The organism is Devosia sp. UYZn731, from assembly GCF_040546795.1.
Classification (GTDB): domain Bacteria; phylum Pseudomonadota; class Alphaproteobacteria; order Rhizobiales; family Devosiaceae; genus Devosia.
In genome coordinates this window covers 142811-169375 of the sequence record NZ_JBEPOL010000008.1, presented here as the reverse complement: position 1 = coordinate 169375, position 26565 = coordinate 142811, and the positions used below count along the sequence as shown (strand labels likewise).

21 protein-coding genes and 1 pseudogene are annotated in these 26565 nt (G+C 64.0%); 6 read left to right on the top strand and 16 right to left on the bottom strand.

The annotated features are described in order from the left end of the window. Entirely contained in the window at positions 1-1254 is a 1254-nt protein-coding gene (locus ABIB57_RS19940; RefSeq protein WP_354043001.1) for a sugar ABC transporter substrate-binding protein, read from the bottom strand. Between the two features lie 215 nt (positions 1255-1469). Here ABIB57_RS19940 and ABIB57_RS19935 point away from each other — a divergent pair, with 215 nt between their 5' ends. The 3 genes and pseudogenes from ABIB57_RS19935 to solA all read left to right on the top strand — a co-directional run. Further along, positions 1470-2678 carry an ROK family transcriptional regulator gene (locus tag ABIB57_RS19935; protein WP_354043156.1) on the top strand — a complete coding sequence of 403 codons (1209 nt, stop codon included), beginning with the start codon at positions 1470-1472 and terminating at the stop codon, positions 2676-2678. An 11-nt stretch (positions 2679-2689) separates the two neighbouring features. Continuing rightward, a complete protein-coding gene (locus ABIB57_RS19930; protein WP_354043000.1) occupies positions 2690-5047 on the top strand; it encodes a PIG-L family deacetylase in 2358 nt (785 codons plus the stop codon). A 4-nt stretch (positions 5048-5051) separates the two neighbouring features. Further along, a pseudogene (gene solA, locus ABIB57_RS19925) lies at positions 5052-6203 on the top strand (N-methyl-L-tryptophan oxidase); the annotation flags it as partial. Between the two features lie 24 nt (positions 6204-6227). Here solA and ABIB57_RS19920 read toward each other — a convergent pair. The 5 genes from ABIB57_RS19920 to ABIB57_RS19900 are packed head-to-tail and all read right to left on the bottom strand — an operon-like array spanning position 6228 to position 11395. Then, positions 6228-7295, bottom strand: coding sequence for an ABC transporter ATP-binding protein (locus ABIB57_RS19920; protein WP_354042998.1), 1068 nt, complete (start codon positions 7293-7295; stop codon positions 6228-6230). An 8-nt stretch (positions 7296-7303) separates the two neighbouring features. Continuing rightward, complete coding sequence (locus ABIB57_RS19915) at positions 7304-8152, bottom strand: carbohydrate ABC transporter permease (RefSeq protein ID WP_354042997.1); 849 nt, start codon at positions 8150-8152, stop codon at positions 7304-7306. Next, positions 8152-9021, bottom strand: a complete 870-nt coding sequence (locus ABIB57_RS19910) for a carbohydrate ABC transporter permease (protein WP_354042996.1) — start codon at positions 9019-9021, stop codon at positions 8152-8154. The genes ABIB57_RS19915 and ABIB57_RS19910 overlap by 1 nt, the downstream gene beginning before the upstream one ends. A gap of 52 nt (positions 9022-9073) precedes the next feature. Then, positions 9074-10381, bottom strand: a complete 1308-nt coding sequence (locus tag ABIB57_RS19905; protein ID WP_354043155.1) for an extracellular solute-binding protein — start codon at positions 10379-10381, stop codon at positions 9074-9076. Positions 10382-10420: 39 nt separating this feature from the next. Continuing rightward, on the bottom strand, positions 10421-11395 hold the full coding sequence (locus ABIB57_RS19900) for a nucleoside hydrolase (RefSeq protein WP_354042994.1): 975 nt from the start codon (positions 11393-11395) through the stop codon (positions 10421-10423). A 181-nt stretch (positions 11396-11576) separates the two neighbouring features. On the opposite strand from ABIB57_RS19900, the gene ABIB57_RS19895 reads away from it, so the two are divergent. Beyond that, complete coding sequence (locus ABIB57_RS19895) at positions 11577-12455, top strand: LysR family transcriptional regulator (protein WP_354042993.1); 879 nt, start codon at positions 11577-11579, stop codon at positions 12453-12455. On the opposite strand, the gene ABIB57_RS19890 is transcribed toward ABIB57_RS19895, so the two are convergent. Further along, the gene (locus tag ABIB57_RS19890) at positions 12452-12646 is read right to left on the bottom strand and encodes a hypothetical protein (protein WP_354042991.1); all 195 of its coding nucleotides are present in this window, start codon (positions 12644-12646) and stop codon (positions 12452-12454) included. The two genes, ABIB57_RS19895 and ABIB57_RS19890, sit on opposite strands and share 4 nt — an antisense overlap. Positions 12647-12742: 96 nt before the next feature. Between ABIB57_RS19890 and ABIB57_RS19885 the strand changes: the two genes are divergently transcribed. After that, positions 12743-14779: a M3 family metallopeptidase gene (locus ABIB57_RS19885; RefSeq protein ID WP_354042990.1), complete on the top strand. Its 2037-nt coding sequence runs from the start codon at positions 12743-12745 to the stop codon at positions 14777-14779. A gap of 4 nt (positions 14780-14783) precedes the next feature. Here ABIB57_RS19885 and ABIB57_RS19880 read toward each other — a convergent pair whose 3' ends face one another. The 8 genes from ABIB57_RS19880 to ABIB57_RS19845 all read right to left on the bottom strand — a co-directional run bounded on the left by ABIB57_RS19880 (position 14784) and on the right by ABIB57_RS19845 (position 24017). Next, a complete protein-coding gene (locus ABIB57_RS19880; protein WP_354042989.1) occupies positions 14784-15509 on the bottom strand; it encodes a Crp/Fnr family transcriptional regulator in 726 nt (241 codons plus the stop codon). A gap of 75 nt (positions 15510-15584) precedes the next feature. Next, entirely contained in the window at positions 15585-16370 is a 786-nt protein-coding gene (locus ABIB57_RS19875) for a PIG-L deacetylase family protein (RefSeq protein ID WP_354042987.1), read from the bottom strand. A 16-nt stretch (positions 16371-16386) separates the two neighbouring features. Beyond that, the gene (locus tag ABIB57_RS19870) at positions 16387-17454 is read right to left on the bottom strand and encodes a sugar phosphate isomerase/epimerase family protein (protein WP_354042986.1); all 1068 of its coding nucleotides are present in this window, start codon (positions 17452-17454) and stop codon (positions 16387-16389) included. Next, a complete protein-coding gene (locus tag ABIB57_RS19865; protein WP_354042985.1) occupies positions 17451-19088 on the bottom strand; it encodes an ABC transporter ATP-binding protein in 1638 nt (545 codons plus the stop codon). Before ABIB57_RS19865 ends, ABIB57_RS19870 begins: the two co-directional genes overlap by 4 nt. Beyond that, positions 19081-20004 (bottom strand): ABC transporter permease, encoded by a 924-nt coding sequence (locus tag ABIB57_RS19860; RefSeq protein WP_354042984.1) that lies wholly within the window; start codon positions 20002-20004, stop codon positions 19081-19083. The genes ABIB57_RS19865 and ABIB57_RS19860 overlap by 8 nt, the downstream gene beginning before the upstream one ends. Before the next feature lie 4 nt (positions 20005-20008). Further along, entirely contained in the window at positions 20009-20995 is a 987-nt protein-coding gene (locus ABIB57_RS19855; RefSeq protein ID WP_354042983.1) for an ABC transporter permease, read from the bottom strand. A gap of 65 nt (positions 20996-21060) precedes the next feature. Continuing rightward, positions 21061-22776 carry an ABC transporter substrate-binding protein gene (locus ABIB57_RS19850; RefSeq protein ID WP_354042982.1) on the bottom strand — a complete coding sequence of 572 codons (1716 nt, stop codon included), beginning with the start codon at positions 22774-22776 and terminating at the stop codon, positions 21061-21063. A 50-nt stretch (positions 22777-22826) separates the two neighbouring features. Next, positions 22827-24017, bottom strand: coding sequence for an ROK family transcriptional regulator (locus ABIB57_RS19845; RefSeq protein ID WP_354042980.1), 1191 nt, complete (start codon positions 24015-24017; stop codon positions 22827-22829). Positions 24018-24826: 809 nt separating this feature from the next. Here ABIB57_RS19845 and ABIB57_RS19840 point away from each other — a divergent pair. Beyond that, positions 24827-25663, top strand: coding sequence for a sugar phosphate isomerase/epimerase family protein (locus ABIB57_RS19840; RefSeq protein WP_354042979.1), 837 nt, complete (start codon positions 24827-24829; stop codon positions 25661-25663). Here the strand turns inward: ABIB57_RS19840 and ABIB57_RS19835 are convergent. Next, the gene (locus tag ABIB57_RS19835) at positions 25660-26553 is read right to left on the bottom strand and encodes a sugar phosphate isomerase/epimerase family protein (RefSeq protein ID WP_354042978.1); all 894 of its coding nucleotides are present in this window, start codon (positions 26551-26553) and stop codon (positions 25660-25662) included. The two genes, ABIB57_RS19840 and ABIB57_RS19835, sit on opposite strands and share 4 nt — an antisense overlap. Between the last annotated feature and the right edge of the window lie 12 nt (positions 26554-26565).

Below are 26565 nucleotides of genomic sequence, written 5' to 3'. Positions count from 1 at the left end.
TTACTTCGCTGCAGCGTCGATGATGGCCTGCTCGGCTGTTGCCGCCTCGGCCACGGAATCGGCTGGCGACTGGCCTTCGAGCAGCACCCGGTTGGCCATGTCGATAGCCACCTGGCGCTGCCCGGCTTCATCAACGAACTGCGTCGTATGCGCATAATCCAGTGCCTTGAGGAACGGCGACAGGATGGGATCGGCGAGATTCTTCTCGGTCAGTGCCGCCGACTTGCGGGCCGGCAATTCGCCCACCACGTCGAGCCAAATCTGCATGGCCTCGGGCGAGGACACATAGGCCAGGAACTTCTCGGCCGCGGCGAGTTCTTCGCCTTGCGCCGAAGCGCCGATGCCATTGGCAAAATAGCTGGCATAGTTCGAGCGTGTGCCGTCTGCATTGGCCGGCAGCTCGGTCACGCCCCATTCGAACTGGTCGATGGTCTTGAACGAGCCGAGCCGGAACGTGCCGTCAATGGTCATCGCCGCCATGCCGCCGCGGAACGCCGCCTGGCCTTCGTCCATGAAGCCGGTCTGGCCAACCTTCTGCTCGGTCTGCAGATCGGTGTAGAATTTCAGCGCCTCGACGCCACCCTTCTCACCGTATTTCACCGTGCGATAATCATCGCTATAAGGCACGCCGCCAAACTGGCGGGTCAGCACTTCGCGCCACCACTGATGGTCCTGCCCGGCCATGTCCATGGTGATGCCTTCGGAAATCAGATTGCCGGCGGCGTCATGCTTGGCAGTCGCCACGGCGGCCGCAACCAGCTCGTCCAGTGTCTGCGGCGGCTTGGAGGGATCGAGCCCGGCTTCCTCGAACAACTTCTTGTTGTAGAACAGCGCCAGCGAGCGCACGGCGGTCGGCAGGCCATAATAGTCGTCGCCACGCTTCATCGCCGTCACGATCGGGAAGAAATCGGCTTCGATCGCATCATGCGGGAACGCCGTCGGCGACAGCGGCTGCAACACACCGCCGCTCTGGAACTTGTCGAGCCAGCCATAGAACAGCTGCAGCACGTCCGGCCCCTGGCCAGCAGCTTTCGCCGCGATCACGCGGGTCTGGTAGTCGTCATAGGGGAATGTCGTCTGCTTGACGGTGATATCGGGATTGGCCTTCTCGAAATTGGCGATCAGTTGATCCATCGCCGTCACGCGGGTCTCATAGGCATATTGCCAGTATTCGATTTCTACCGCCTGGGCCGCGCCCAGCGTCAGCAGACTGATCCCCGCGGCCAGGCCGGCGAGCATGAACCGATTGCGCATCATAACCTCCTTAAGGCCCGCCACCCGGCATTATCAGCCTAGGTTCTGGCGGACTTGAATCCCCTGTTTCGAGCGCGGGCAGAGCCCCATCTCAAGCCTCACAGGTCAGCCGACACGGCCAAATTTGTCAATACAATAATCTACTTGAGTTATTCGAAGCCGGGAAATAGCCTTCCGCCATGGACCGGGATTTGAGCAAACGCGAAAAATCGGGAATGCGGGGGAGCCTGGCCATCGGCAGCAATCCTGAGCGCAACCGGCTGCATAACCGGCGCGTCGTGCTCGACCTGGTGCGCAGCCAGGGCCATATCGGCCGCACCGAAATTGCCCGCCGCGCCCACCTGACGCCCCAGGCCGTCACCAATATCGTCGATGAACTGGTGGCGGAAAACCTGTTGATCGAACTGGGCCGGCTGCGCTCCGGTCGCGGTCAGCCGCCGATCCAGTTTGCGGTCAATCCCGATGGTCCGATGACTGCCGGCATCGAGATTGCGGCGGACCACATCGTCATCGTCCTGCTCGATCTGTCCGGCCGCCTGCGCGCCCAATCGGTGCGCCCCGTTGCCAATACCAGCCCCACCCACATCCTCGCCGATTTGCGGCTGGCGGTGGATGAACTGCGCCAGTCAGTGCCTGGCATCGCCGTCACTCTGCTGGGGGTTGGCGTGGTCATGCCTGGTCCCTTCGAAATCGACGGCATGAGTTCGGTCGGTCCCGCCACCCTGCCCGGCTGGACCGGGCTCGATACCAAGGCCCTCGCCGCCGAAGCCATCGGCGAGCCTGTCGAGATCGAGAATGACGCAACCGCTGCGGCCGTCGGCGAGCGGCTGTACGGGGCCGGGCAGGCCTTTTCAAGCTTCGGTTATGTGTATTTCGGCGTCGGCCTGGGGCTCGGCATCATCCAGGACGGCCGCCCCCTGCGCGGCTCCTATGGCAATGCCGGCGAAATTGGTCACTTCGTCGTCACCCCGCGCAATCGCCCTGCCCTTTACGGCCCCGAAGGCGCCCTCGAACGCTTCGTTTCGCTCTATGCCCTGCGCGAAAAACTCGCCGCCGCCGGCATCACCGCAACCGACGTCGATGACCTGCAAGCGCTGCACGACGCCCGCAATCCGGTGCTGCTCGACTGGATCGCCGAGGCCGCCGATTATCTCGCGCCCACGGTCGCGGCGCTGGAAAACCTGCTCGATCCCCAGACGATCATTTTCGGCGGCGCTCTGCCCGATGGGGTGATCGACGCGCTGATCGCCGCGCTCGATCCCATGCCGGTTTCCGTCGCCACCCGCCGCGCCCGCACCGCACCGCGCGTCATGCGCGGACAAACCGGGCAGTTGACCGCAGCCCTCGGGGCTGCTGCATTGCCCATGCTCGAAACCGTGACGCCACGGCTGCATCTGGCACCCGGCCTTTCCGCCGCGTCTTGAAGGACTTTGTTATGTTGACCGCCAGCGAGCGACTTGCCCGCCAGAAATCCCGTCCCCTCCTCGTCGAACTGCATCGGGCCCTCACGCGGCTGACCTCGACGCTGACGGTGATGAACACCGGCGCTCACCCCGACGACGAGCAATCGGGCATGCTGGCGGCCATGCGCTTCGGCTATGGCACGCGCATCATCGTCGCCTGCTCCACGCGCGGCGAAGGCGGCCAGAATGGTCTAGGCCCCGAACGCTCAGGCGCGCTGGGCGTGGTGCGCACCCGCGAAATGGAGGAAGCAACCCGCGTTCTCGATGCCGATATCGCCTGGCTGGGCCACGGCCCCGATGATCCAGTGCACGATTTTGGCTTCTCCAAGAATGGCGCCGACACCCTGGCGCGCTGGGGGCGCGAGCGCATCATCGAGCGGCTGGTCATCGCCTATCGGCGCGACCGCCCGGATATCGTCATTCCCACTTTTCTCGACGTTCCCGGCCAGCACGGCCACCACCGCGCTATGACCGAAGCCGCAGAAGTCGCCATCGCCCTGGCCGCCGATCCGGCCTATCTGACGCCCGGGCTCGATCCCTGGTCGGTCGCCAAATATTACCTGCCGGCCTGGTCCGGTGGCGGCGATACCTATGATGACGAAGTGCCGCCGCCCAATGCCAGCGTTCGCGTCGTCGCGCCCGGCCTGGATATGCCGACCGGTGCTGCCTTCGACGAAATCGGTGAATGGTCCCGCGCCTATCACGCCAGCCAGGGCATGGGCCGCTGGAAGAGCGTACCCAAGACCGAGTGGCCGCTCCACCTCGCGCGAGGTCCGGTTGGCGCAGAAAGCGATATCCGCCAGAACCTGCCCGCCACCCTGGGCCAGCTCGCCGATTTATTACCCGGCCTCCACGCCGCCCCTCTGCTGGCGGCACAGTCGGGGATCGACGCCGCCTTAGTTGCCTTTCCCGACCGGCAGGCGATCACCGCCGCACTCCTTGCCGCCGCCGATGCCCTCGACACCATTGCGGTGGAGACCCTCGCCCCACACGCCCATCGCCTGATCCGCAAACGCGCCGAAATCGACGCTGCCCTGCTGCTCGCCGTCGGCATCGCCCCGATTGCCTGGGCCGAGCCCAACCGGCCGGCGCCCGGCGGCAGCGCTGTGCTGAAGATCAGCATCGGGCCAGAGCCGGTTTCGATGACGCCAGTTGCCAAGGCTACGCTCCATATCGGCGACGCCACAACCAGCGACGGCGTCGTCTGCTACGCGATCGCCGTCAATTCCGAAGCACCCCTCAGCAGGCTTTACCCGCCGGGCTTTTCCAGCCTTGGCGGCAACGGCGAACTCAACGTCGAGATCGAGGCTCTCATCGGCGGCAGGACCGTGCGCGGCAGTGTCGATCTGGAGGAGCCCTTCAGCATCGGCCCGGCCCAATCGGTGGAGTTGGTACCCGATACCATCATCCTGGGATCGCGCCGTTCGGCCGACCCACTGCGGATCGCTGTCCGTTCTTCGTCTCCCATGGCCAATCCCGTTCTGATCGCCCCCGCGGGTTGGGGCGTCCTGCGCGGCGAGGCCGGCTTCGCCATCGCCGCCATGGCGCCAGTCGCCAACGGCCTCTATCGCCTGCCCCTGATGCTGGATGGCCGCCAAGCCTATCGGCAAACCCCGATCGCCTATCCCCATATCGGCCGCACCCAATTCGTCACCCCCCAAGTGCTCAACGTACTGGCGCTGGACCTGGCGCTGCCCGAAGGGACACGCATCGGCTATGTCGGGGGCGGCAGCGACCGCGTCGGCTTCTGGCTGCGCGCCATGGGCCTCGACGTCATCGATCTCGATGCCGCGGCGTTGGCCGGCGACCTGTCCGAGCTAACCACCATCGTCGTCGGCACGCTGGCCTTCGGCGTCCGGCCAGACCTCGCCGCGGCCACTGGAAAACTGCGCGACTGGGTCGAGGCCGGAGGTCACCTGCTGACCCTTTATCATCGCCCGTCGGACGGCTGGACGCCCGACGCCACCCCGCCGCGCCGCGTCGTCATCGGCTCGCCATCGCTGCGCTGGCGCGTCACCGATCCCGAGGCGCAGGTCGATATCCTCGCCCCCGACCACAAACTACTGACCGGCCCAAACATCATTGGCCCTGACGACTGGGCCGGCTGGGACAAGGAACGCGGCCTCTATTTTGCCGCCGAATGGGATAGCGCCTATGAGCCGCTGCTGGCCATGCACGATGCCGGCGAAAAGCCGCTGACAGGCGCGCTGATTTCCGCGCCCATCGGCAAAGGGCGGCATACTCACACCAGCCTCGTGCTGCACCATCAGTTGGACCGGTTGGTTCCCGGCGCCTTCCGGTTGTTGGCAAATCTCGTGCAGCCGGCCTGATCCCGTGAGCACGCAACATTTTGACTTCGCCATCGTCGGCCTCGGCGCCATGGGTAGCGCCAGCCTCCATCGCCTAGCCAAAAGCGGCGCCAAGGTTATCGGCATCGACCGCTTCGCGCCGCCGCACAACCAGGGCTCCACGCACGGCGAGACCCGCATCACGCGGCGGGCCATCGGGGAGGGCGAGGCCTATGTGCCGCTGGCTATCCGCTCGCATGAACTCTGGCGCGAGATTGAAGCGGAAACCGGCGAGTCATTGCTGCACGAAATCGGCAGCCTGATCATCGCCCGGCCCGATGATGCGGTCGAACGCCCAGGTCGTACCGGCTTCCTCGATCGCACCATCGCGGCGGCCCGGCGCTTCGGTATCGCCCATGAAGTGCTTTCGGCCACTGAACTGCGTCGCCGCTATCCAAACTTCAAACCCGATGACGACGAGATCGGGTATTTCGAGCCGGGCGGCGGCTATCTGCGCGTCGAGGCCTGCGTCGCGGCCAATCTGCAACTGGCGGAACGCCATGGCGCCACCACCCTGCTGGGGACCGAAGTGCTCTCGATTGGACAAGCAGGCGATAGCGTCCGCATCGTCACCATACAGGGCGACATTTTGGCCGGTCAGGTTGCCGTCTTGGCCGGGCCCTGGGCCGGTCAGTTGCTGGGCGAGCCGTTCGCGCAAATTCTCAAGCCGACCCGGCAGGTGATGCATTGGTTCGATATCGAGCCCGCAGCACTGGACGACTGGGAACGGTCACCGGTTTTCATGTGGCCGCACGGCAATAGTGAAGATGGCTTCTTCTACGGCTTCCCCTCGCTGGATGGCGCGACGATGAAAACCGCCGACGAGTTCTATGGCGCCGCCTCTGATCCCAATACCCTCGATCGCGCTGTTCCGGCCTCCGACTCGGCTCGCATGCACCGGGCTCATATCGCCGGTCGCCTTGCAGGCGTTTCCGCCCATGCCGCCCGCACGACGACCTGCATCTACACCGCCACGGCCGACAGCGCCTTCGTCATCGACCGCCATCCCGATCAGCCGAACGTGCTCGTGGTGTCGCCCTGTTCCGGCCACGGCTTCAAGCACTCGGCCGCCATCGGCGAAGCTGTCGCCCAGATGCTGACGGGCGCCAACACCACCATCGACCTGACGCCGTTCCGCCTGGCGCGACTGCTGAGCTGGAGCTTATCGCAGGCGCCCGCCACTGGCAGCATCGAACAGGAAAGCCCGTGCCGGATCGAACCCGATATCCAGTTGCGTTCCGGTGGCGACATCGCGGCTGTCGCGCAATTCGATCGTCAGCGGCTGCGCTCCGCCCGACTGCCCATAGGCATAGGACGCGCCGCCCAGATGTTCGACCAGATCGACCATCACCGCCAGCCGCACGCTGCCACTGGACGAAAAGTGCTCCGGTCGAATGCCTAGCAACAATTCCGCACCTGGCGCCGGCATGCTTGTCAGGGGCAGCGACACGGCGACATCGCCGAAATCGGGCAGCACCACTGCGCCGCTCTTCACCTCAGCGCGAAGGAAATTCATTCGCGGCGAGCCGATGAAGCCGGCCACAAACATATTGTCTGGCTGGTCATAGAGATCGAGCGGCGTGCCGACCTGCTCCACCCGGCCGGCGCGCAACACCACGATCTTGTCCGCCAGGGTCATGGCTTCGACCTGATCGTGGGTCACATAGATCATCGTGGCGCCGAGCTGCTCGTGCAGCCGCGCGATCTCCAGCCGCATCTGCACCCGCAATTCGGCATCCAGATTGCTCAGCGGCTCGTCGAACAGAAACACTTCCGGATTGCGCACGATGGCGCGCCCGATGGCAACACGCTGCCGCTGCCCGCCCGAAAGCTGTTTGGGCTTGCGCGCCAGCAATTCCCCCAGATGCAGGATCGCGGCGGCTTCATCGACCTTGCGCCGCACCTCGGCCTTGGGCATACCGTTCATGCGCAGCCCGAAGCCGATATTATCGGCCACGCTCATATGCGGATAAAGCGCGTAGGACTGGAACACCATGGCGACCCGGCGCTGCGCCGGATCGAGATCGGTCACGTCCCGCCCGCCGATAGTGATCCGGCCACTGGTGACCTCTTCCAGCCCCGCGATCATCCGCAACAGCGTGGACTTCCCACACCCCGACGGCCCCACGAACACCACGAATTCGCCATTGGCGATCTCAAGATCGACGCCGTGGATGATGGGGGTCTGGTCGAAGGATTTCTTGACGCCTGTGAGAGTCAGCCCGGACATGATTTCTCTTAACCTTTGATGCCCGCGCCAGCGAGCCCCTGGACGTAATAGCGCTGCAAGGGAAGCAGCAGGGCGATGGGGATGAGCGCAGTGATCACCGACACGGCGAAGAGTTGGTTCCAGATCGTCTGGTACTGCTGCTGGAACGCCGCCATGCCGACCTGGATGACCTTGAACTGCTGGCTCGGCATCGCCAGCAGCGGCCACAGGAACGCCTCCCACTGGAAAATAAACAGCAGGAGCGCCGCACTGATGCAGGTGGGCACCGACAGCGGCACATAGATGCGCAAGAGGATGTTGAGCCAACTCACGCCATCGAGTCGCGCGGCTTCCGCATAGTCCTTGGGCACCTGGCTAAAGAATTGGTAGAACAGGAAAACCGCCAGCCCATTAGCGACGCTGGGCACGATCAGCGCCGCGATATTGTCGAGCCAACCCAACTGCTGGGTGACGGTATAGAGCGGCAGCGCGATGGCCTCGAACGGCAGCATGAAGCTGATGATGATCAGCGTCAGGATGATGGTCTTGCCCCTGAACTGGAACATCGCAAAGGCAAAACCCGCCGCCCCGTTGACGATCAGCCCGGCCACCATGGTGATCAGCGCCACCAGCATCGTATTGCCGATGATCATGCCAAAACCGCGCTCGAAAATGCCGCTATAGGCCTCTAGAGTCAGCGGCGAGGGCAGCAGTGCCTTGGCGGTGAACGGAAAGATATCGGCGAACACTTCGCCATTGGGCCGCAGCGACGAGACGATCGCCCACCACAACGGCAGCACGAAAATGAAGGCGATGACCGCATAGGCCAGATGACGCAAGCCCAGGCCGACGCCGCGACGGACGGTGGTAGCGGCCATCAGCGTGCCTCCCCGCGGCCCGACAGCAGCCTGAACTGCAGCCCGACAATGACCAAAAGGATTGCCACCACCACCACGATAATGGCCACGGCCCGGCCCATATCGCCAAACACGAAGCCGGACTTATAGGCCTCGTACATCAGCACATTGGTGGAGTCCGCAGGCCCGCCCTGGGTCAGCATGAAAATGGGAGCGAACAGCAGGAAATTGATCGACACATCCGCCACCAGCACGAACAGCAGCGTTTGCCGCAACAGCGGAATGGTAATGAAGATCAGCCTCTGCCACCCCTTGACGCCATCGATCCGCGCGGCGTCGTAAATCTCGGGCGAGATATTCTGCAACCCGCCGATGATGAAGATCATCCAGTAGGAAATGCCCTTCCAGGTGGCGATGGCGATGATCGAATAGAGCGCCAGCGATTCCGCCGTCAGCCAGGGCTGCGCCGGCACGCCCGCAATGCCGATGACGCCGTTCACCAACCCGTCCTGGCTCAACATGATGCGCCAGATGATCACCGCCGTCGGCAGCGACACCCCGATCGGGATCAGGAACAGGACGCGATAGACACTGACGCCCTTGAAATTTTGCACATAGAGCAGCGCCAGTCCCAGCGCCAAGGCGATCTGGATCGGGTTGATCAAGAGGTTGAACCACAACGTGACCTTGAGCGAATTCCAGAACGCCGAATTGGTCAGCAGCGCCACGTAATTTTCGAACCCGACAAAGACCGAGTTGCCGCGCAGCACGTTGAAGAAGCTGTCATTGACCGCAAGCGCGATGGGATAGAGCCGGAAAACGACAAGCCCAATCAGAGCGGGGACCAGCAGCAGTATGATCAGCAGAACTGGTGTCCGAGATTGGGTCATGCCGTTTTCCGGTAAGCGCGATCCCGGGGGCAGCCGGGAACGCGTGTTCATATCAGGGGGCGACGCGGGCCGCGGCGGCTTCGAACTTCTGCACCGCGCTCGCCAGAGCATCGGCAACCGGCACGCCATTGGCAATGTCCACAAACGCCGTGCGGAACGCATCCTGCAACTGGCCATAGGCGGCAGTCACCGGGCGAGCCTTGGCGGTGTTGAGCGAGTCATAGACGCCCAAGCGGAACACGTCCTTTGGGAAGGCGTCGAAATCGGCACCCGTGCTGATCTGGTCGAGCAGCGGCTTATAGGTCGGCAATTGCTGCAAGGAATCAAACCACACCTTGGTGCCTTCCGCCGAGGTCGTCAGATAGCTGGCGAAATCGAAGGCTTCGGCCTGGTTGGCCGAGGCCGCATTGACCCCCACATACCAGCTCCCGGTTGGCGTCAACACCTTGCCGCCTTCGAAATAGGGGTACGGCGCCACGCCGAAATCGACGCCGCTCGCGGTTAGCCCCGGCAGGTTCCAGGTGCCGCCTGCCAGCATGGCCAGCTTGCCGTTGCCGAACAGTTGCGCCGCTTCGCCATAGCCAAGGCTCTTGGGGCTGACGCCCCATTCATTATAGAGGTTCGCCCAATAGGTCGCCGCCTTGGTCCAGGCCTCGCTGTCGAGATAGCCCTTGGCGGTATAGCCGTCCGGCCCGATCACGTCGGTGCCCAGCGACTCGCCGAACGGCTGGAGCTGATAAAGCTCGCCGAACTGCTCGACGGTGAAGCCATAAGTGGTGGTGCGCCCACCCTCCTTGACCGTTAGCTTCTGCGCCGCATCGGCCACCTGTTCCCAGGTCCAGCGCTTGGCCGAAGCCAGCTCGTCCACCTGCGCCTGGCTGGCAGTGCTGCCCGCCGTCAGCCCATCGGGCGGGGTAATGCCAGCCGCCGCGAACAGCGCCTTGTTGTAGAACATCACCTGCGCCGAATTGTTGATCGGCAGGGCATATTGCTGGCCGTCATATTTGCCGGCATCCAGCGCACTGGTCACGAGGTCCGCGGTGCTGATGCCCGCATCCACCGGCGACAGGAACCCACGCGAGGCATAACTCGCCACCAGCGGCGCATCGACATAGACCAGATCGACGCCAGCATCCTTGGAGCGCAGGCGCAGCTCGGCCACCTGGAAGAACTGCGCGAACGGATAGGGCTGCAGTTTGATCGCCACGCCCGGATGGGCCGCCGTATAGGCATCGGCCACCGCCTGCATGGCGGTGGTGTCGCCACCCTCGATCACGATCATATTGAGCGTCTTGTCCTGCGCCATTGCGGTGCCGGCAAGCATGCTGGCAACCAGGCCGGCGACGATGGCGATCTTCATAGTCTTCACGGGGCACCTGTTGGGCTGGAGAGATCGGACTTAGTTGGAAATCCTGCCGGCAGCCCAGATCAGGGCCTCGGTCACGAGGGCGGCGAAACGGGGCGCATCGGCCTGCATCGCCACGCCGACATTCTTGACGCGCTCGTCATGCGCCGGGTCCTGCGGCCGGATGTCGATCAGCGTCTGCCCATAGGTCTCGGCATCGCCAACGATCACCTCGCCCGGCAATTGGGCAATGGTGAACAAGCTAGGATCGATCAGATAGGCAATCGCGCAGGGGTCATGCAGCGGCGCGCCCGGCTTGTCGGCGCCGGCAAAGCGGTAATAGGTGCCGCAATAGAAATCCATGATATCGGCCACCACATTCGCGCCCGGCCGGGCCGCGCGGACGGCGGCAACGTCTTCGCGCCGCAGCAGCGTCTGGTGGGTGGTATTGAGCCCGAACATGACAAGCTTGACGCCCGAACGGAACACGATGCGCGCGGCTTCAGCATCGGCCCAGATGTTGAATTCGGCGGAAGGGGTCACATTGCCTTCGCCGGCCGAGCCGCCCATGAACACAACCTGCTTGATCTTGCCGGCCAGATCGGGCCGCAACGCCAAAACCAGCGCCAGATTGGTCATTGGGCCAATGACCACAACGGTGATCTCGCCCGGATGCGCGTCGACGGTACGAATGATCGCATCGACCGCATGGCCCTGCTCGGCTGGCCGGCTGGTCTGCGGCAGGTCGACCCCGGCGCTGTCCAGCCCACTCGGGCCGTGAAATGCCGCCGGAAATTCATAGCGATGCAGCAGCGGCTGCACGGCGCCGCGATAGACCGGAATATCCAGTCCAAACGCCGCGACAATGCGCAGGGCATTATTGGTGGTGTTGTCGAGCGAGGCATTGCCGCACACCGTGGTGATGGCTTCGATCTTGATGCTGTCGTGCCAGGCGGCCAGCAGGATGGCGGCCATATCGTCATGGCCGGGATCGCAATCGATGATCACGCGATGGGAAGGATTGGACACGCCGCTGCACTCGCACTGATATTGTTTCAATAAGCTGCATCATGACAGCGGCCACGCCCACCAGAGAAATCCCGGCCAGCGCGCGTCCTTTGCCCCGCATACAAGGGAAATCCTAGGCTGGACCCGCTTTGGACAACAGCATACATTGCTCTGTTCAATTGACTTTTCCTGATGGGTCGCGATGCTGCATCTGCTCAATGCCCTGCGGGCCTTCGAGGTCGCCTCCCGCCTTGGCAGCGTGCGCAAGGCCGCCGAGGAATTGCGCGTCTCCAGCGGCGCCGTCAGCCGGCACATCAAGAATCTGGAGCAGGAATTCGGCATTGCGCTGTTCGAGCGCGGCAACCGCTCGATGAAGCTGACGCCAGCGGCCGCCACCTTTGCCGCCACGGTCACCGAGGCTTTTGCCTCGATCACCCGCGGCACCGAACATCTGCACGCCACCCATAGCCAAGCGACGATCATGCTGACCGCGCCCGATACCTTCCTGCTGCGCTGGCTGGTGCCGCGGCTGCAAAGCCTGGAAGCGGCGCTTGGCGGCATGTCGGTGCGCCTCACTACCTGGACGCGCGAGATCAACCCCGCCGACCGCTCCATCGACGTCTATGTCGGGGTGGGACCTCTGCTCAATATTCCCGGCATGACCGTCACCGCCGTGGCGCCCGAAACCTTCGGCCCGGTGGTCAGCCCCATGCTGGTGCGCGATCGCAAGCCGACCCCCGAATTTCTCTGGAGCTTGCCCCGCCTCGACATTCGCTGGCCGCCCGACATGTGGACCAACTGGTCCCGCGAGGCCGGCGTCACCCTGCCGCCGCGCGAAACCATCTGGTACGACGCACTATCCTTTAGCGTACAGGCCGCCGAAGCCGGGCTTGGCGTCGCCATCGGCCCCGGCCCCGCCGTCTGGGATGCGCTGGAACAGGGCCGCCTCATCGCACCTTTGGGCATGACCACGCGACAAGGCAGCTGGTTCCTCGCCTGGCGCAATGATCGCTCCAACCGCACCATGCACCTGCTCCGCCGCTGGTTCGAACAGCAGATGACCGGCGACCTGCGACCCTAGCCCGCATATTTCGACAGCAGCCAGCCAACGAGACTCGACCGCGCCAGCAGTTCGCTTGGCGGCGCCACTGGCGCAAAGCCATGCCGGCGCAAAGCAGCATCCAGCGCAATGGCCCGGTTCTGCGGATTGACCACCGCCATTGTCCGATCGGCAATTTCGCTGGCCAGCGTCTTCGACATGCGTTTTGCCATGAAATATCTCCACACACCTTTTAGCCTAGGCCCACGCGATTTCTGCGCTAATTTGATGCGCCGCCCTCGCCGCAATTGCAGTCAAGCAGGAAGCCCATGAATAACCCGTTGCTCGCCGCCTGGACCACACCCTTTGGCGCGCCGCCATTCGCCGAGATTGCCACCGAGCACTTCGAGCCCGCCTATCTGGCCGCCCTCGACGCCCACCGGCAGGACATCGCGGCCATCACCGCCTCCCCCGCCCCGCCCGATTTCGACAATACGATCGCGGCGCTCGAGCGCAGCGGCAGCTTGCTCAAGCGCGTCGACATGGTGTTCTCCCAGCTTGCCTCGGCTAATACCAACGAGGCGCTGCAGGCCGTTGAGCGGCGGATTTCTCCGCTACTGGCGCGCCATTGGAACGCGATCTATCTCGACGCGGCACTATTCGCGCGGGTGGACGCCCTCTACCGGACGCGCGCTACGCTTGGCCTCGATCCCGAAGCCCTGCGCGTCCTTGAACGCTATCACCTTGATTTCGTCCGCGCCGGCGCCAACCTGACCGAGGGCGACCGCGCCCGCTTCGGCGAGATCGTCGAACGCTTGGCGGTACTGGGCACCCAATTCGGCCAAAACGTGCTGGCCGACGAGCAGAACACCATTTTCGCCCTGTCCGAAGCCGAAACGGATGGTCTGCCCGATTTTGCCCGCGCCGCTGCTGCCGGCACCGCCAAAGACCGCTCCGTCAACGCTCCCTATGCGGTCACCACCTCACGCTCCAGCGTCGAGCCGGTGCTGCACTTCGCCCACGACCGCGGCGTGCGCGAAAAGGTCTGGCGCGCCTTCGTCAAGCGCGGCGCCAATGGCAATGCCAACGACAATAGCGCCGTGCTGGCCGAAATTCTGCGCCTGCGCAGCGAACTCGCCCAATTGCTCGGCTACCCCAGCTATGCCCATTTCAAGCTGGCCGACAGCATGGCCAAGACCCCCGATGCCGCCCGCGACCTGCTCGAACAGGTCTGGGAGCCCGGCCGCCGGCGCGCCATGGCGGATCGCATTGCGCTGCAGCAATTGATCACCGCCGAGGGTGGTGATTTCGCGCTCGAAGCCTGGGACTGGCGCTATTACGCCGAGCAGCTCCGCCTCGCCCGCTACGATTTCGACGAGACCGAAATCAAGCCCTATCTCGAACTCGACCGCGTCATCGAAGCCGCCATGTACACCGCCGGCCGTCTGTTCGGCCTGACCTTCGAGCCGCGAGACGACATTCCGGTCTATCATGATGACGTGCGCACCTGGGTCGCGCTGCGCGACGGTCACCAGATCGGCGTATTCTACGGCGATTTCTTTGCCCGTCCCAGCAAGCGCAGCGGCGCCTGGATGACCTCGTTCCGTGACCAGGAAAAACTGGATGACGCGGTGCTGCCGCTCATCGTCAACACCTGCAATTTCCTCAAGCCCCCCGCCGGCAAGCCCGCTTTGCTCTCGCTGGACGAGGCCCGCACCGTGTTCCACGAATTCGGCCATGGCCTGCATGGCCTGTTGTCGAACGTGACCTATCCCCGCATTTCCGGCACCAGCGTCGTGCGCGATTTCGTCGAGCTGCCCTCCCAGCTCTACGAGCACTGGCTGGAACAAAAGCCGGTGCTGGAGCGGTTGGTGCACTACCGCACTGGCGAGCCCATCCCGCAGGACCTCATCGACCGCATGAAGCTGGCGGCCCAGGCCAATACCGGCTTCCAGACGGTCGAGTTCGTCTCCTCCGCCATCCTCGACATGGACTACCATTCAGACCCGGCTGCGGGCGAAATGGCGGTCGACGCCCTCGAACACCGCACGCGCGAGCGCATCGGCATGCCCCGCGAAATCGCGCTGCGCCACGCCAGCACGCATTTCCTGCACCTGTTCACCGGCGACGGCTATGCGGCCGGCTATTACAGCTATCTATGGTCCGAAGTGCTCGACGCCGATGGCTTCGAAGCCTTTGCGGAAACCGGCGACCCCTTCGATCCAGCGACCGCCGACCGGCTGTTCAAGTTCATCTACTCCGCCGGCGGCTCGCGCGATTATGCCGAGGCCTATCGCCTGTTCCGTGGCCGCGATCCGCAAATTGCCGCGCTACTGACCAAGCGTGGCTTTGCGGCACCCACCTAGCCGGTCAGCCGCAGCAGTTTCGCAACGCCTCCAGATCGGGCACTTCGATATGCCGGTTACGCGTGATCGCGATGACGCCCGCCTGCCGCAGCTTGCTCATGTGGCGCGATACCGTCTCGATGGTGAGGCCAAGAAAATCGCCAATATCGGCGCGGCTGAGCGGCAGGTCGAACTCTGCACCGTCGCTGGACTCGCCGGCCGGGTCCAGATGGGTGGCGATGAGCCAAAGGAAGCTCGCCACCTTCTCGCCGGCGGTCTTGCGGCCCAGCGTCACCATCCAGTCGCGCGCCTCGTCGAGCTCCCGCAACGTCTGCCGCAGCAACCGCTTCTCCAGCGCCGGATTGGCCGCCATCATCCTCTCAAGGGCGGGTCTCGGCACCACGCACAGCTCGACCGGCGAAGCCGCCTGCGCATTGGTGACATTTTCATGGCCGAACAGCCGGCCGAGAAAGTCCGGCGCGAACTGCAAGCCCACCACCTGCTGGCGCCCGTCCTCCAGCGTCTTGCTCAGCTTGACCACGCCGCGCATGACATTGGCATAGCTGCGGATTTCGGTGCTGTCGCCAATCAGCTCGGCGCCTTCATCATGGCGCGCTTTGTGCGTGTGACGGGCCAGCTCTACCAGCTCCTGCGGATTGAGCACGCCGCACATGCCCTGATGCCGCGCTTCGCAGCTACGGCAGAGCAGGGGAATGTCGGAATTGTGGATATCCTGGCGCTCGCTCGTCATCGCGGGCCAGCATAAGGCATTTCCGCGATGGTGCAGCGGACTTTGCGTCGCAGGCCGTGGCCGATGCGTACTGTGTCACAGGGCGAAAAGCTTCAGCACCTCTTCGACGCTGGCCTTGCGGCCATAGTCGGCAAGCTGGAAGCTTTCGGCGAACTCGTGCCCGCCGCTCATCGCCGGCAGCGCATACATGAATTCGGGCCAGTATTTCAGGATGAAGGCGCGCTCGGCGGCCCAGTCACCGATCTGGGGAGCCTCAGCCAGGAAACCGCGTTCGAAGGGCGCAAACTCATAGAATTGCGTGGCGTGGGCGGCGCAGGCCTTGAGCTTGGCATCGATGGAGCCATCGACATCGACGACAATGTCGTGCCGGTGCACCTCGAGCGAGCCGTAGTCGATCATCTTGAGGCAGATCGGCGCCTGGGCCAGCGGCGGCACTTCCGGGCAGATATTGCCGTTGGTGCAGAAGCCCGAAGCCTCGCGCACGATGCGGCCGGCGGCGCGGTTATCGAGATGGCCGGGGCATTCGTCGTGGAAGGTGACGACCACATCGGCCTGCCAGCGGCGGATTGAGGAGATCACAGCGGTGCGCATGGCGAGATCTGGCATCAGCTCGCCATCGTGGATATCGAGAATCTCGTAGTCGAGCACGCCGAGATGGCGGGCGGCGGTATAGGCCTCGCGGGCGCGGCGGCGCTTGAGCGGCTCGCGGTCCATCTGGTAATGGCCGGCATCGCCATTGGTGAGCGACATGAACTTGACGGCGACGCCGCGGTCGGCAAGGCGGCGCATGGTGCCGCCGCTATACATTTCCGCCTCGTCGGGATGCGCTTCGACGACCAGCACTTTGAGCGGGTAAGACATTGTGGGCATAACTCCTTTAATTCCGGGCGCGCAGGGCATCGGCGGCGGCCCTGAGGGTCGCGCCACTGCGGGTAACGAAGCCTTCGAGTTCGTCGAGGCTGGGGTTGGGTGAGAAATAGTCGTCGGGCGCGATCATCGTGCCGGCGCGTACGCCGTCCTCGAAGACGCGAGAGAGACGGATCAGTTCGAGGATTTCGGCGAGCACGACGTCGGGCTGACGCGCCTGCCAATCAGGATCGAACAGCGGGATCTGGTTCTTGTCCGAGCCCCACACATTTTCGATGGTGAAGTTGGGATGGCCGCCGGCATCGAACAGGGCGCCAAGCACGGCCTGCCAGTCGATGACGCCATCGCCACAGGCGCGCGTCTGCCGCTCGAGCCCATGCGGGCGGGCGAACAGCACGATGTCGCGCATATGGGTCTTTTTCACATAGGGGGCGAGGCGCCTCGTGGCGGCCACCGGGTCTTCCCCGCGCACCACCACATTGGCCAGATCGAGGGTGACGCCGAGGGTGTCGGGGCCGACCTGCTCGATGAGCTTTACGATCTCGGCCGTGGTGATTTCCTCATGGGTTTCGACGGCGATGACGGCGTTGTGGTCGCGCAGCACCGGCTTGAGCTTGAGCAGGAATTTGCGAGTGGCGTCGAGCTGGTCGGGCCAGTCGACATCGGTGCGGTAGCGGTCGATGGCGTGCAGGCCCCAGTCGTGACGCTGGTAATTGGCGGTGTCGCCCCAGAGCGCCGTGCAGCCGATTTCGGTGGTGGCCTCGATCATGCGGGTCATGCCGAGAACGTAGTCACCCTTGCCGACATCGCGCACGTCGGGCGCTTCGGCTGTGTTGTAGGGATTGATCTTGCCCAGACCCATTTCAAGGTAGAGCCCCAGCTCGTCGGCGCGCTGTTTGACGGAAGCGAGGAAGCCGCGATCTAGGCTAGGCGAGACGTCGAGGACGGTGCGGAAGAAGACCCCCGCATGGCCGAGCTCGGCGCAGCGCTCCAGCAGCTTGATCGGACCCAATTCAGCGGCACGCGGGAACTTGCGGCCATCGATGCCGACGCGGATTTCGGGGATTGTGGTGGTCATGTTGTGGCTTCTGTCAGGTGATTGTGCGTGTGGCTGTCGGGCAGGCCCAGGCCGCCGGGAACCGCGGCGATCAGGCGGCGCGTGTATTCATGCTGGGGGTGCATGAGGACGGCCTTGGCTGGGCCCTCCTCGACGATCTGGCCGCGATGCATCACGGCGATGCGATCGGCGATATAGCCGGCGCTGACCACGTCGTGGGTGATGTAGAGCACTGCGACCCCCTGCTCATCGCGGAGGCGGACGATAAGATTGAGAATATCGCGGCGGATCGAAACGTCGAGCATCGATACCGGCTCGTCGGCGACCAGCAGCTTGGGAGAAGCCGCCAGAGCCCGCGCGAGGCCGACGCGCTGGCGTTGGCCACCGCTAAGTTCGTGCGGGCGCCGGTCGAGATAAGCGGCAGGCGGCGTCAGGCCAACTTCGCTGAGCAGGGCCGCAACGCGAGCTTCGACATCGACCCTTTCCCTTTGCGGGGCGGAAATGACGGCGCGGCGCAGGTGGTGGCCGATGGTGTGGAGCGGATTGAGCGAGCCGTAGACATCCTGGAACACCATCTGGGCAGCGCGCGGCGTGCTCTTCCGCCGGCGCGAGACTGGCACAGGGGTGTGGCCATCAACAACGATATCGCCGGAAGTCGGCCTTGTGAGGCCGGTGACCATGCGGCCGAACGTCGACTTGCCGCTGCCCGACGCGCCCACCAGGGCGACAATCTCGCGCGGGGCCAGGCGGAAGGAGACATCGTTGATGGCAACGAGCATTGAGCGGCCGGTGAGCGGGTTGGTGCCATAGGCTTTGACCAGATGGGCGGTTTCGAGCACCGGATGGGCGACATCCTTGGGGCGGATGACATCGGGAGTAGCGAAATCGATACGCGGGGTCGCCGACAGCAGCGTGCGGGAATACGGGTGGTCCTGATGCCGACGGAAGGCCTCGACCGTAGCGGTTTCGACGATTTTGCCGTCTTTCATCACGGCGATACGGTCAGCGACGTCGAACAGCAGCGGCAGGTCGTGGGTGATGAGCAGCACGGCAAAACCCATCTGCTGTTGCAGCGCCTTGACCGTGACGAAGATTTCCTGCTGGACGATGACATCCAGCGCGGTGGTGGGCTCATCGAGAATGACGAGCCGCGGTGACAGCGCGAGCGCCATGGCGATAACCACGCGCTGACGCTGTCCACCCGAGAGCTCGTGCGGGAAAGCGTTAAGGCGCCTGGGATCGATGTCGACCATCTGCAGCAACTCGGCCGGGGTCTTGCTGCCGCCGCCGCGATCCAGCACTTCCTGCAACTGCCACTTGATGGTCTTGACCGGATTGAGCGAGGTCAGCGAGTTCTGCAACACGATCGAGGCGGTGCGCCAGCGCAACTCGCGAACCTTGGCTTCATCGGAGGTCAGCATGTCGTGTCCGGCGATGCGGATATCGCCGCCGGTGATGATGCCCGGCGCACGCAGCAGGCGCAGGATCGACTGGGCGATGGTCGACTTGCCGCAGCCCGATTCTCCGGCCAGGCCCATGAACTCTCCGGGCGCGATGCTGAACGAGACGCGGTCGACGGCCGGCACCATGCCGGTCTCGCCCGCATAGCCGACGCTGAGGTCAACGATCTCAAGGGCGGGGATGATATCAGGCATTGCGCTTCACCGGGGTCATGAGCGAGGCGCTCGGTTTGCGGACGCCGGCGCGGCGCAGCAGCCGGTCGGCGCGGAGGCGCGGATTGCCGAGTTCGTCGACGGCGTTATTGATCAGCGCCAGCGAGAACGCAGTGAGCGCGATGGCCATGCCGGGGACCACGAAGGTCCACCAGGCGCCCCGGATCAGCGCCGAGGTATTCTGCGCCCAGAACAGCATCGAGCCCCAGGTCACCTGGCCGCCATCGCCGAGCCCGAGGAATTCCAGCGAGGCCTGGGCGGTGATGGCAAAGATCACCTGGTTGACGAAATAGGCGGCGACGACCGAGCCCATATTGGGCAGCAGCTCGATGGCGACGATGCGCCAGCGGCGCTCGCCCACATCCTCGGCCGCGGCGATGAACTCCCGTTCGCGCAGGCTGAGGGCCTGCGAGCGGAACAGACGGGCGCCAAAAGCCCAGCCGGTGATGGTCAGGACCATGATCATCGTCAGCGGCCCGGGGGGCAGGAAGGCGGCGAGGACGACGATCAGCGGCAGGCTCGGGATGACGAGGAAGACATTGGTGACCAGCGTCAACACGTCGTCGACCCAGCCGCGAAAATAGGCGGCGGTGAGCGCCACGATCAGCGCCAGGAGCGTCGTGAGCACGGCGATGGTGAAGGCGATCCACAGCGTGTTCTGGCCGCCATAGAGGAACTGGCTGAGCACATCCTGGCCCTGCCCGGTGGTGCCGAACAGATGCTTGAGCGAGGGGAACTCGTTGATCCCGCCGGTGGCGCGCTTGGGATTGTAGGGGGCGATCCACTGCGCCAGCGCCGAGGAGCCGACGAGGATGACGAGGATCACCGCGCCCACGGTAACCGGGATGGAGCCGAAAGCCTTGCGGCGCGCGGTGGCGAGCGTGTCGTAGAGCGCCATAGCGTCAGGCCTCCTGCCCGGTGCGAACGCGCGGGTCGAGCAGCACGTAGACGGTGTCGACGACGAAGTTGGCGACCAGCACCGATAGGGTGATGATGAGGAACAGCGCCTGCATCAAGGGGTAGTCGACCGAACTGACGGCGCGCATCAGCGAGTAGCCGAGGCCCGGATAGGTAAAGACGATCTCGGTGAGCAACTGCCCGGAGAACACTCCCCCGATGGCGGCGCCGAGCGCGGTAACGTTGGGCAGGAGCGCGGTGCGCACGGCGTGGGAAAACAGCACGCGGCGAGGCTTCAGGCCCTTGGCCTCGGCCAGGGTCAGGTAGTCCTCGCTGAGCACGCCGATCATGGCGTTGCGCATGTTGAGCGTCCACGGACCGAGCGACACGAGCACGATGGTGAAGGCCGGGGCGATCAGGTGGAAGAGCACATCGCCAATGCCATTGAGGGTGAATGGCGGCGGGTTGACGCTCGAATAGGCGTTGCCCATCGGGAACCACTGCAGCTTGAAACAGAACAGGTAGAACAACAGCAGGGCGAGGAAGAAGTACGGGAACGAGCCGAGAAACAGCAGCACTGGTGGTGCCAGTTTGTCGAACAATCCACCACGCTGCCAGGCAGCAAGCGCACCCAGCGCCGATCCCAAGACGAAACTCAGGAGGACGGAGGTCAGCCCGAGCAGGATCGACCAGCCGAAGCCGGCCGAGATGATGGCGGTCACCGGCGCCGGGAAGTTGGACAGCGAGCGGCCAAAATCGCCGTGCAGGATATTGCCCAGATAGGTGAGGTACTGGCTCCACAGCGGCTCATCGGTAAGGCCATAGGCGGCTTTCAGCGCGTTCAGCGAGGCTTCGTTGAGCGTGGTCGAATAGGTCGCCACAATGGTCGAGGCCGGATCTCCCGGGGTAAGGCGCGGCAGGAAGAAGTTGACGGTGATGGCGACGAACGCCGCCAGCAGGTAAAACGCCAATCGCTTCGCAACGTAGAGCATCACTTGGCCTCCGGGAGGTGGAGCCCCCGCTTGCGGGAGCCCCGTGACTTCAGGTCAGGGTGAGATTATTCGGCGCGCCGCTCGAGGTGCGGCCAGACCAGCAGCGGACCATTGGTCATCTGCAGGCTGAGCGGAGCGTACTGGTCCTGCTCGGTGGGGAAGCCGGTAAAGCGGCGCGTATTGTAAAGCCCCCAATCGGGCTGCTCATAGAGCGGAATGGCCGGCGCCGCCGCCGAGAACATGGCTTCGAGCTCGGCGATGACGGACTTCTGCTCGGTCGCATCCGTGGAGGCGGCGAACTTGGCCAGCAACTCGTCGACCTTGGGGTCGCCATAGCGCTGCTGGTTGTTCGGCGACGCCGTGCCGACCGGCTTGACCGACGTGGTGGCCATATTGTTGCGGTAGAACTCGAATGGGGTGGCCGTGCGCTGCGCGCTGCCGAGCGAGAGCTGGAACTGGCCCGTAAAGGTCGAGTTGGTCCAGCTATCCGCCGTGGTGGTGCGCAGGGTGACGTCGATACCGATGTCCTTGAGGTTTTCCGCAACGATCTGGGAGGCCGACACCCAATCGTTCCAGCCCGAGGGCACGATGATGTCGTACTTCATCGGCGCGCCGTCCTTGCCCACGCGGATACCGTCGCCGCCCTTGGCATAGCCGGCGTCGTCGAGCATCTTGTTGGCAGCATCGGGATCGATATTGACCCAGCTGGCGCCCTCATCGACGACCTTGGGGTCGATCCAGTCCTTGAACGGGCCTTCGGGCAGGCCGGTGGCATTGGCAGGCACGGACTTGCCCCAGACGCCGGTATTGATCATGCGCTGCCGGTCGAGCGCCAGGCTCATGGCCTTGCGGACGACCGGATCAGCAAGGGCGCCGACCGTGTTATTGGCCTGCAGCATCACGACCGACGTGCGCGGCCACCAATAGCCGAAATGCTCGGGATCGAGCGCCACGAACGTGGTATCGGGATCGGGCACCAGCCCGCCCCAGTCGAGGTTGCCCGAAAGCGTCGCGGCGCTGACCTGGTCATTGCCGTTGAAGCCCTGGATGAATACGCCCTCGATATTCAGCTTCTGCCAGTAATTCGGGTTTTTCGTCACCTGGTAGCGATCGGTACCGAAGGCGTCGATGGTGGTGAAAGGCCCGGTGGCGACCGGATCGGGGTTCTCGAAGGTCACCGGATCGCCGACGTCCATCCAGACATGTTGGGGGACGATAAACTGGTCGACCAGCGAATAGAGGCCAGGCGTATAGGTGGTCGAGAAGGTGAACTTCACCGTCTTGGCGTCTACCGCCTCCACACTCTTCAGATACTGATCGAACGCGCCGGAAGCCGGGCCGATCAGGCCAGGATTGGCCTTCATCAGGTTGAAGGTGAAGGCCACGTCATCGGCGCTGAACGGCTGGCCGTCCGACCATTTGACGTCATCGCGCAGGGTGACGGTCAGGCTCAGCGCGTCGGTCGACCATTCGAAGCCAGTCGCGAGCCACGGATCGAGCTTGCCGGTGGCGTAGTTCTGGATCATCAGCGGCTCATACATGGTGCGAGTGCTGACCCAGCGGGCCGTCGGTGAGAACGGATTAAAGGTGCGCGTAAAGCTGTTGCCGCCCTCGGCAACGATGCGCACGAGCTGGTCGAGCGGCACCTCCGCCAACGCGGGGGCGGTGACGGCAAAGGCCGAAACGGTGGCCAGCGCACCCAGGGCAACGGCGCGCAGGCTTGTGTGCAAACGTCCAAACCAGCCCGATAAGGGCTTCTTAGGCAGGGGGTCGATGTGCATATCTGTCTCCGGGGAAAGGCTGCTTCATCATCAAGGGTGGTCCAATCTCCTCACGGGAGGCCGCGGGCAGCGCTGCCTCCCGTGAACACACGTTCTCGAGCATGCTCGAGCGCGAGTTCTACGGCTCCCGCCCGCACGGCATTGCTGCTGACGGCGGTCGGGACAATTTGTGGAATAGCGATGGGGAGGCGGCGCAACACGTCGGTTACGCTATCGCAGAGCGGCTTACCGCCAGCGCGTCCGACGCTGCCGCCCAGGACGACCATTTCCGGGTCGAGAATGCCGATGGCGCCGGTGAGCGCGGCCGCCACACGATAGCCGAGCTCGGCGAAAAATTCCCCGTGCCGGTCACCCAGCGCAGCGCGCCGGATCGCGTCGATGGCGTCCTCGCCGCGAAGGCCGTGACGGCTGACCAGCGCTTCGATCGCCCCGGTATTGAGCAGGTCTTCGACCAGCGCCATCTGCACCGTCTCGCCCGGCCTGGCGAAGCGATCCGGCACCATGGCACCGCCCAGCTCGCCCGCCGTACCGGTCGAGCCGTGGATCAATCTTCCGCCGATCACCGCGCCGGCGCCAACGCCGTCGCTGATCCAGAGCAGGATGAATGACTGCACCGCGGTCGCCGCCCCATAGGCCATCTCCTCGATGGCGACGAGGTTCACGTCGTTTTCGATGATCACGTGGCGGTGGCCCAGAACTTCCTTGAGCGCTTCGGGGATATGGTAGCCCTCCCAATTGGGGAGCTGCTGGCCCCGCCGCAGATTGCCGGCGGTGATGTCCACAATACCCGGCAGGCCGACCACCAACTGATCGATATCCTTGATGGCGATGCCGGCTTCCCTGGTCACCCGATCGAGCACCGTGGTGAGGCGCTCATGCGCGTCGTAGCGCTCGCCGGGGCTGCCCGCGTGGTGGAAGCTGCCGATGACATTGCCGGCGATATCGGCGATCGCCGCGTCGATGCCATGCGTGCCGACGTCGATACCCGCGACGTAGGACGCTTCCTGATGCAGGGTCCACAGGCCCGCCTTGGGGCCATAGGTGCCAGCCTTTTCGCCATCGCGGCGGATGAGGCTGACCGCCTCGAGGCGGCGCAGCAGGTCGGACATCGTGGGCTTGGACAACCCCGTAAAGGCCTCGAGCTCCATGCGGGTCAACGCACCCTCGGAGAGGAGGCGCTGGAGCACCGCTTTCTCGTTGAGGTTGCGCAGCAACCTGGGACTGCCGGCAAGAATTTGCATGGTGACTAGACCGTCTGGTAACTTTCCTTACAGTGAGCAAAAACCATCTGTCATCGCTTGTCAAGCCAATGAGTCACATTGCCGCCAAAGCGAGCCCACATCGCTCAGTTGACAGTTTTGCGTCGGCTGATGCTCGGTATGCATCAAGCCGGGTCGATAGAGGTGCGACGAACTTTGGCTGGCCACTCGCCGCGGGCTTCGCGCAGAGACGGGCGCCTCACTCCCGACGCCAAGGCCGGCAGCCTATTTGGAAATGCTAGATCGACACCCGGCGGGCGCTACGCGAACTTCCGCCGATCGCGCAGGTAGTCGCCGTTGACCAGGTTACGCAGCCTGCCGTCGCGCTGGTACATCATCGCAGTTTGCACTGATAGCCGCCGGGCATCGGCGCCGCTCTCGGGAGTCTACCAGGCGGCGTGAGGCGTCACGATGAAGCGATCCTTGAGATTGCTGGCGGCAAGATCGCGATAGGCAACCGCCAAGACATCGCCGGGCAATGGCGGCTCCACCGGCAACGCCCGAGGCCGAAGCCACATCTCTTTGCGGCTCCAATGAGAACGTCATCATTATATCATGCAAGAGAATGCGTGCTTATCCAAAAGGCAGCGGCGACGGTATTTCTGCAGTGTCGCTTGGGGCGCGAGAGGTCCTTGTTGTCGACATCGATCTCCACACGTTGAATGGGCGGCTTGCCGGGAGGCCAGAAGAATGACGACTGGCGAAGCGAGGAACGCGTTAATTCTAGCCTCGCAAATCTGAGCCCTGCGTGACCGCTTGCCAACGCACCGGGCGGGATGCCACACTCCAGCATGACCATGAATTCGTTGAACGAACCGACGCGCGCCCTCACCAAGCTGAGCCTTAAATGGAGCATGATCGAGGAGCCGACACTGTCGATTCTCGACAAGTTCATGCTACTGGCCGATCTCGGCTATGACGGGGTGGAACTCGATGCGCCCAATGACCTGCCGGTGGCAGAGGTCCTGACCGCTCGGGACCGCTCTGGGCTCGCCATTCCGGGCGTGATCAATTCAATGCACTGGAAAGCGCCGCTAACCGATCCGGACGCGGCAGTGCGCCAGGTCGGCGTCCAGGCGATCCGCACTGCACTCGACAATGCACGCGAATACGGAGCCAGCACGGTGCTGGTGGTGCCCGGCGTGGTCAACGCCCAGACCAGCTACAGCCAAGCCTATGCGCTGGCCCAAACCGAACTGCGCAAGGTGCTGGACCACGCCGATACGACCGGCGTGTCGATCGCGATGGAAAATGTCTGGAACGACTTCCTGCTCAGCCCGCTCGAAGCTGCCCGGTTTGTCGACGAACTGGGCAGTGCCCGTGTCGGCTGGTATTTCGACGTGGGCAACGTGCTGCGCTATGGCCGGCCGGCGCATTGGACCGAGGCGCTCGGCAAGCGCATCCTCAAGGTGGACATCAAGGAATTCAGCCTGACACGGATGAATGCCGAGGGGCCCTGGAAAGGCTTCGAAGTCGAACTCGGCGAGGGCGACTGCGACTGGGCGACGGTCAACAGCGCGCTGCTCGCTTCAGGTTATTCCGGCTGGGGCTCGATCGAAATGCCGGGCGGCGACCGCCACCGGCTCAAGGCCCTCAAGGAAAGCGCGGACCGGATCGCGGCGCTTTAGGCGCCGCGAATTTCGCCAAGCATACGGCGGATATTGCCAAGCCCGGTTTCACAGCCAAACAAGGTCGGCTCGTTTCCCTCGTATTCGAGGGATACAAAGCCGTCATAGCCTGACGCCACCACGGCCTCGAGGATCATCCGGGTTTGCAGGTCGCCGAAGCCGAACACCGAGCCACGGATGAACTGGCCGCCGAGCGTTTCGAGCCAGCCCGGTCCGGGCGCAGCGCGGCGAACATAGAAATCCTTGAGGTGCACGAAGCTGGCATCGCCAAGGCTGGCTTTCGTGGCGACCACGGCGTCTTCGTCGACGCAGAGGAAATTGCCCACATCGACGGTGAATTTGAAATTGGGCAGGTTGACCGCGTGCAGCAGGCGCCGGATGCGGTCGCTGCCGTTCATGAAGAAGCCGTGATCCTCAACGCTCGTGGTGACGCCCTGGGTCGCGGCAAAACTGGCAATCTCGTGACAGGCCTCGGCAATGGCGGGAAAAACGCTTTCGAACTCGTCGGTTTGGCTGAACCGGTGCGACCACAGGACGACATCATGTCGCAGCAGGCTGATCTCGAGGCGGTTACACAGCTCGATATGGCGTTTCACTAGCTCGATCTGCGCGCGCCGCTCGTCCGCGTCGACAAAGACCAGTTTGGCGCCCAAGCAGATGCCGGAGATCGGCACGGCGGTCTTTGCCGACGCCGCCGTAATGCGCTGCAAAGTTTCCGTCTCGGTCGTTAAATCATAGCCGGCTTCGGCGCCCGGCCTGGCAAACGAAAACGTCGCAATTTCCAGATGCTCCGCCTGATTGGCGCTCAGCCAATCGAACATATCCTCGATCTGCAACGCACCATTGGCCAACAATGGACGGAAGCTATAGGACGACAGGCCGAGTTTCATGAAGGCGCTCCG

Coding starts and splice junctions, on each gene's coding strand:
- ABIB57_RS19940 (WP_354043001.1), bottom strand. CDS start 1,254: ATGCGCAATCGGTTCATGCTCGCCGGCCTGGCCGCGGGGATCAGTCTG.
- ABIB57_RS19935 (WP_354043156.1), top strand. CDS start 1,470: ATGCGGGGGAGCCTGGCCATCGGCAGCAATCCTGAGCGCAACCGGCTG.
- ABIB57_RS19930 (WP_354043000.1), top strand. CDS start 2,690: ATGTTGACCGCCAGCGAGCGACTTGCCCGCCAGAAATCCCGTCCCCTC.
- ABIB57_RS19920 (WP_354042998.1), bottom strand. CDS start 7,295: ATGTCCGGGCTGACTCTCACAGGCGTCAAGAAATCCTTCGACCAGACC.
- ABIB57_RS19915 (WP_354042997.1), bottom strand. CDS start 8,152: ATGGCCGCTACCACCGTCCGTCGCGGCGTCGGCCTGGGCTTGCGTCAT.
- ABIB57_RS19910 (WP_354042996.1), bottom strand. CDS start 9,021: ATGACCCAATCTCGGACACCAGTTCTGCTGATCATACTGCTGCTGGTC.
- ABIB57_RS19905 (WP_354043155.1), bottom strand. CDS start 10,381: ATGAAGATCGCCATCGTCGCCGGCCTGGTTGCCAGCATGCTTGCCGGC.
- ABIB57_RS19895 (WP_354042993.1), top strand. CDS start 11,577: ATGCTGCATCTGCTCAATGCCCTGCGGGCCTTCGAGGTCGCCTCCCGC.
- ABIB57_RS19890 (WP_354042991.1), bottom strand. CDS start 12,646: ATGGCAAAACGCATGTCGAAGACGCTGGCCAGCGAAATTGCCGATCGG.
- ABIB57_RS19885 (WP_354042990.1), top strand. CDS start 12,743: ATGAATAACCCGTTGCTCGCCGCCTGGACCACACCCTTTGGCGCGCCG.
- ABIB57_RS19880 (WP_354042989.1), bottom strand. CDS start 15,509: ATGACGAGCGAGCGCCAGGATATCCACAATTCCGACATTCCCCTGCTC.
- ABIB57_RS19875 (WP_354042987.1), bottom strand. CDS start 16,370: ATGTCTTACCCGCTCAAAGTGCTGGTCGTCGAAGCGCATCCCGACGAG.
- ABIB57_RS19870 (WP_354042986.1), bottom strand. CDS start 17,454: ATGACCACCACAATCCCCGAAATCCGCGTCGGCATCGATGGCCGCAAG.
- ABIB57_RS19865 (WP_354042985.1), bottom strand. CDS start 19,088: ATGCCTGATATCATCCCCGCCCTTGAGATCGTTGACCTCAGCGTCGGC.
- ABIB57_RS19860 (WP_354042984.1), bottom strand. CDS start 20,004: ATGGCGCTCTACGACACGCTCGCCACCGCGCGCCGCAAGGCTTTCGGC.
- ABIB57_RS19855 (WP_354042983.1), bottom strand. CDS start 20,995: ATGCTCTACGTTGCGAAGCGATTGGCGTTTTACCTGCTGGCGGCGTTC.
- ABIB57_RS19850 (WP_354042982.1), bottom strand. CDS start 22,776: ATGCACATCGACCCCCTGCCTAAGAAGCCCTTATCGGGCTGGTTTGGA.
- ABIB57_RS19845 (WP_354042980.1), bottom strand. CDS start 24,017: ATGCAAATTCTTGCCGGCAGTCCCAGGTTGCTGCGCAACCTCAACGAG.
- ABIB57_RS19840 (WP_354042979.1), top strand. CDS start 24,827: ATGACCATGAATTCGTTGAACGAACCGACGCGCGCCCTCACCAAGCTG.
- ABIB57_RS19835 (WP_354042978.1), bottom strand. CDS start 26,553: ATGAAACTCGGCCTGTCGTCCTATAGCTTCCGTCCATTGTTGGCCAAT.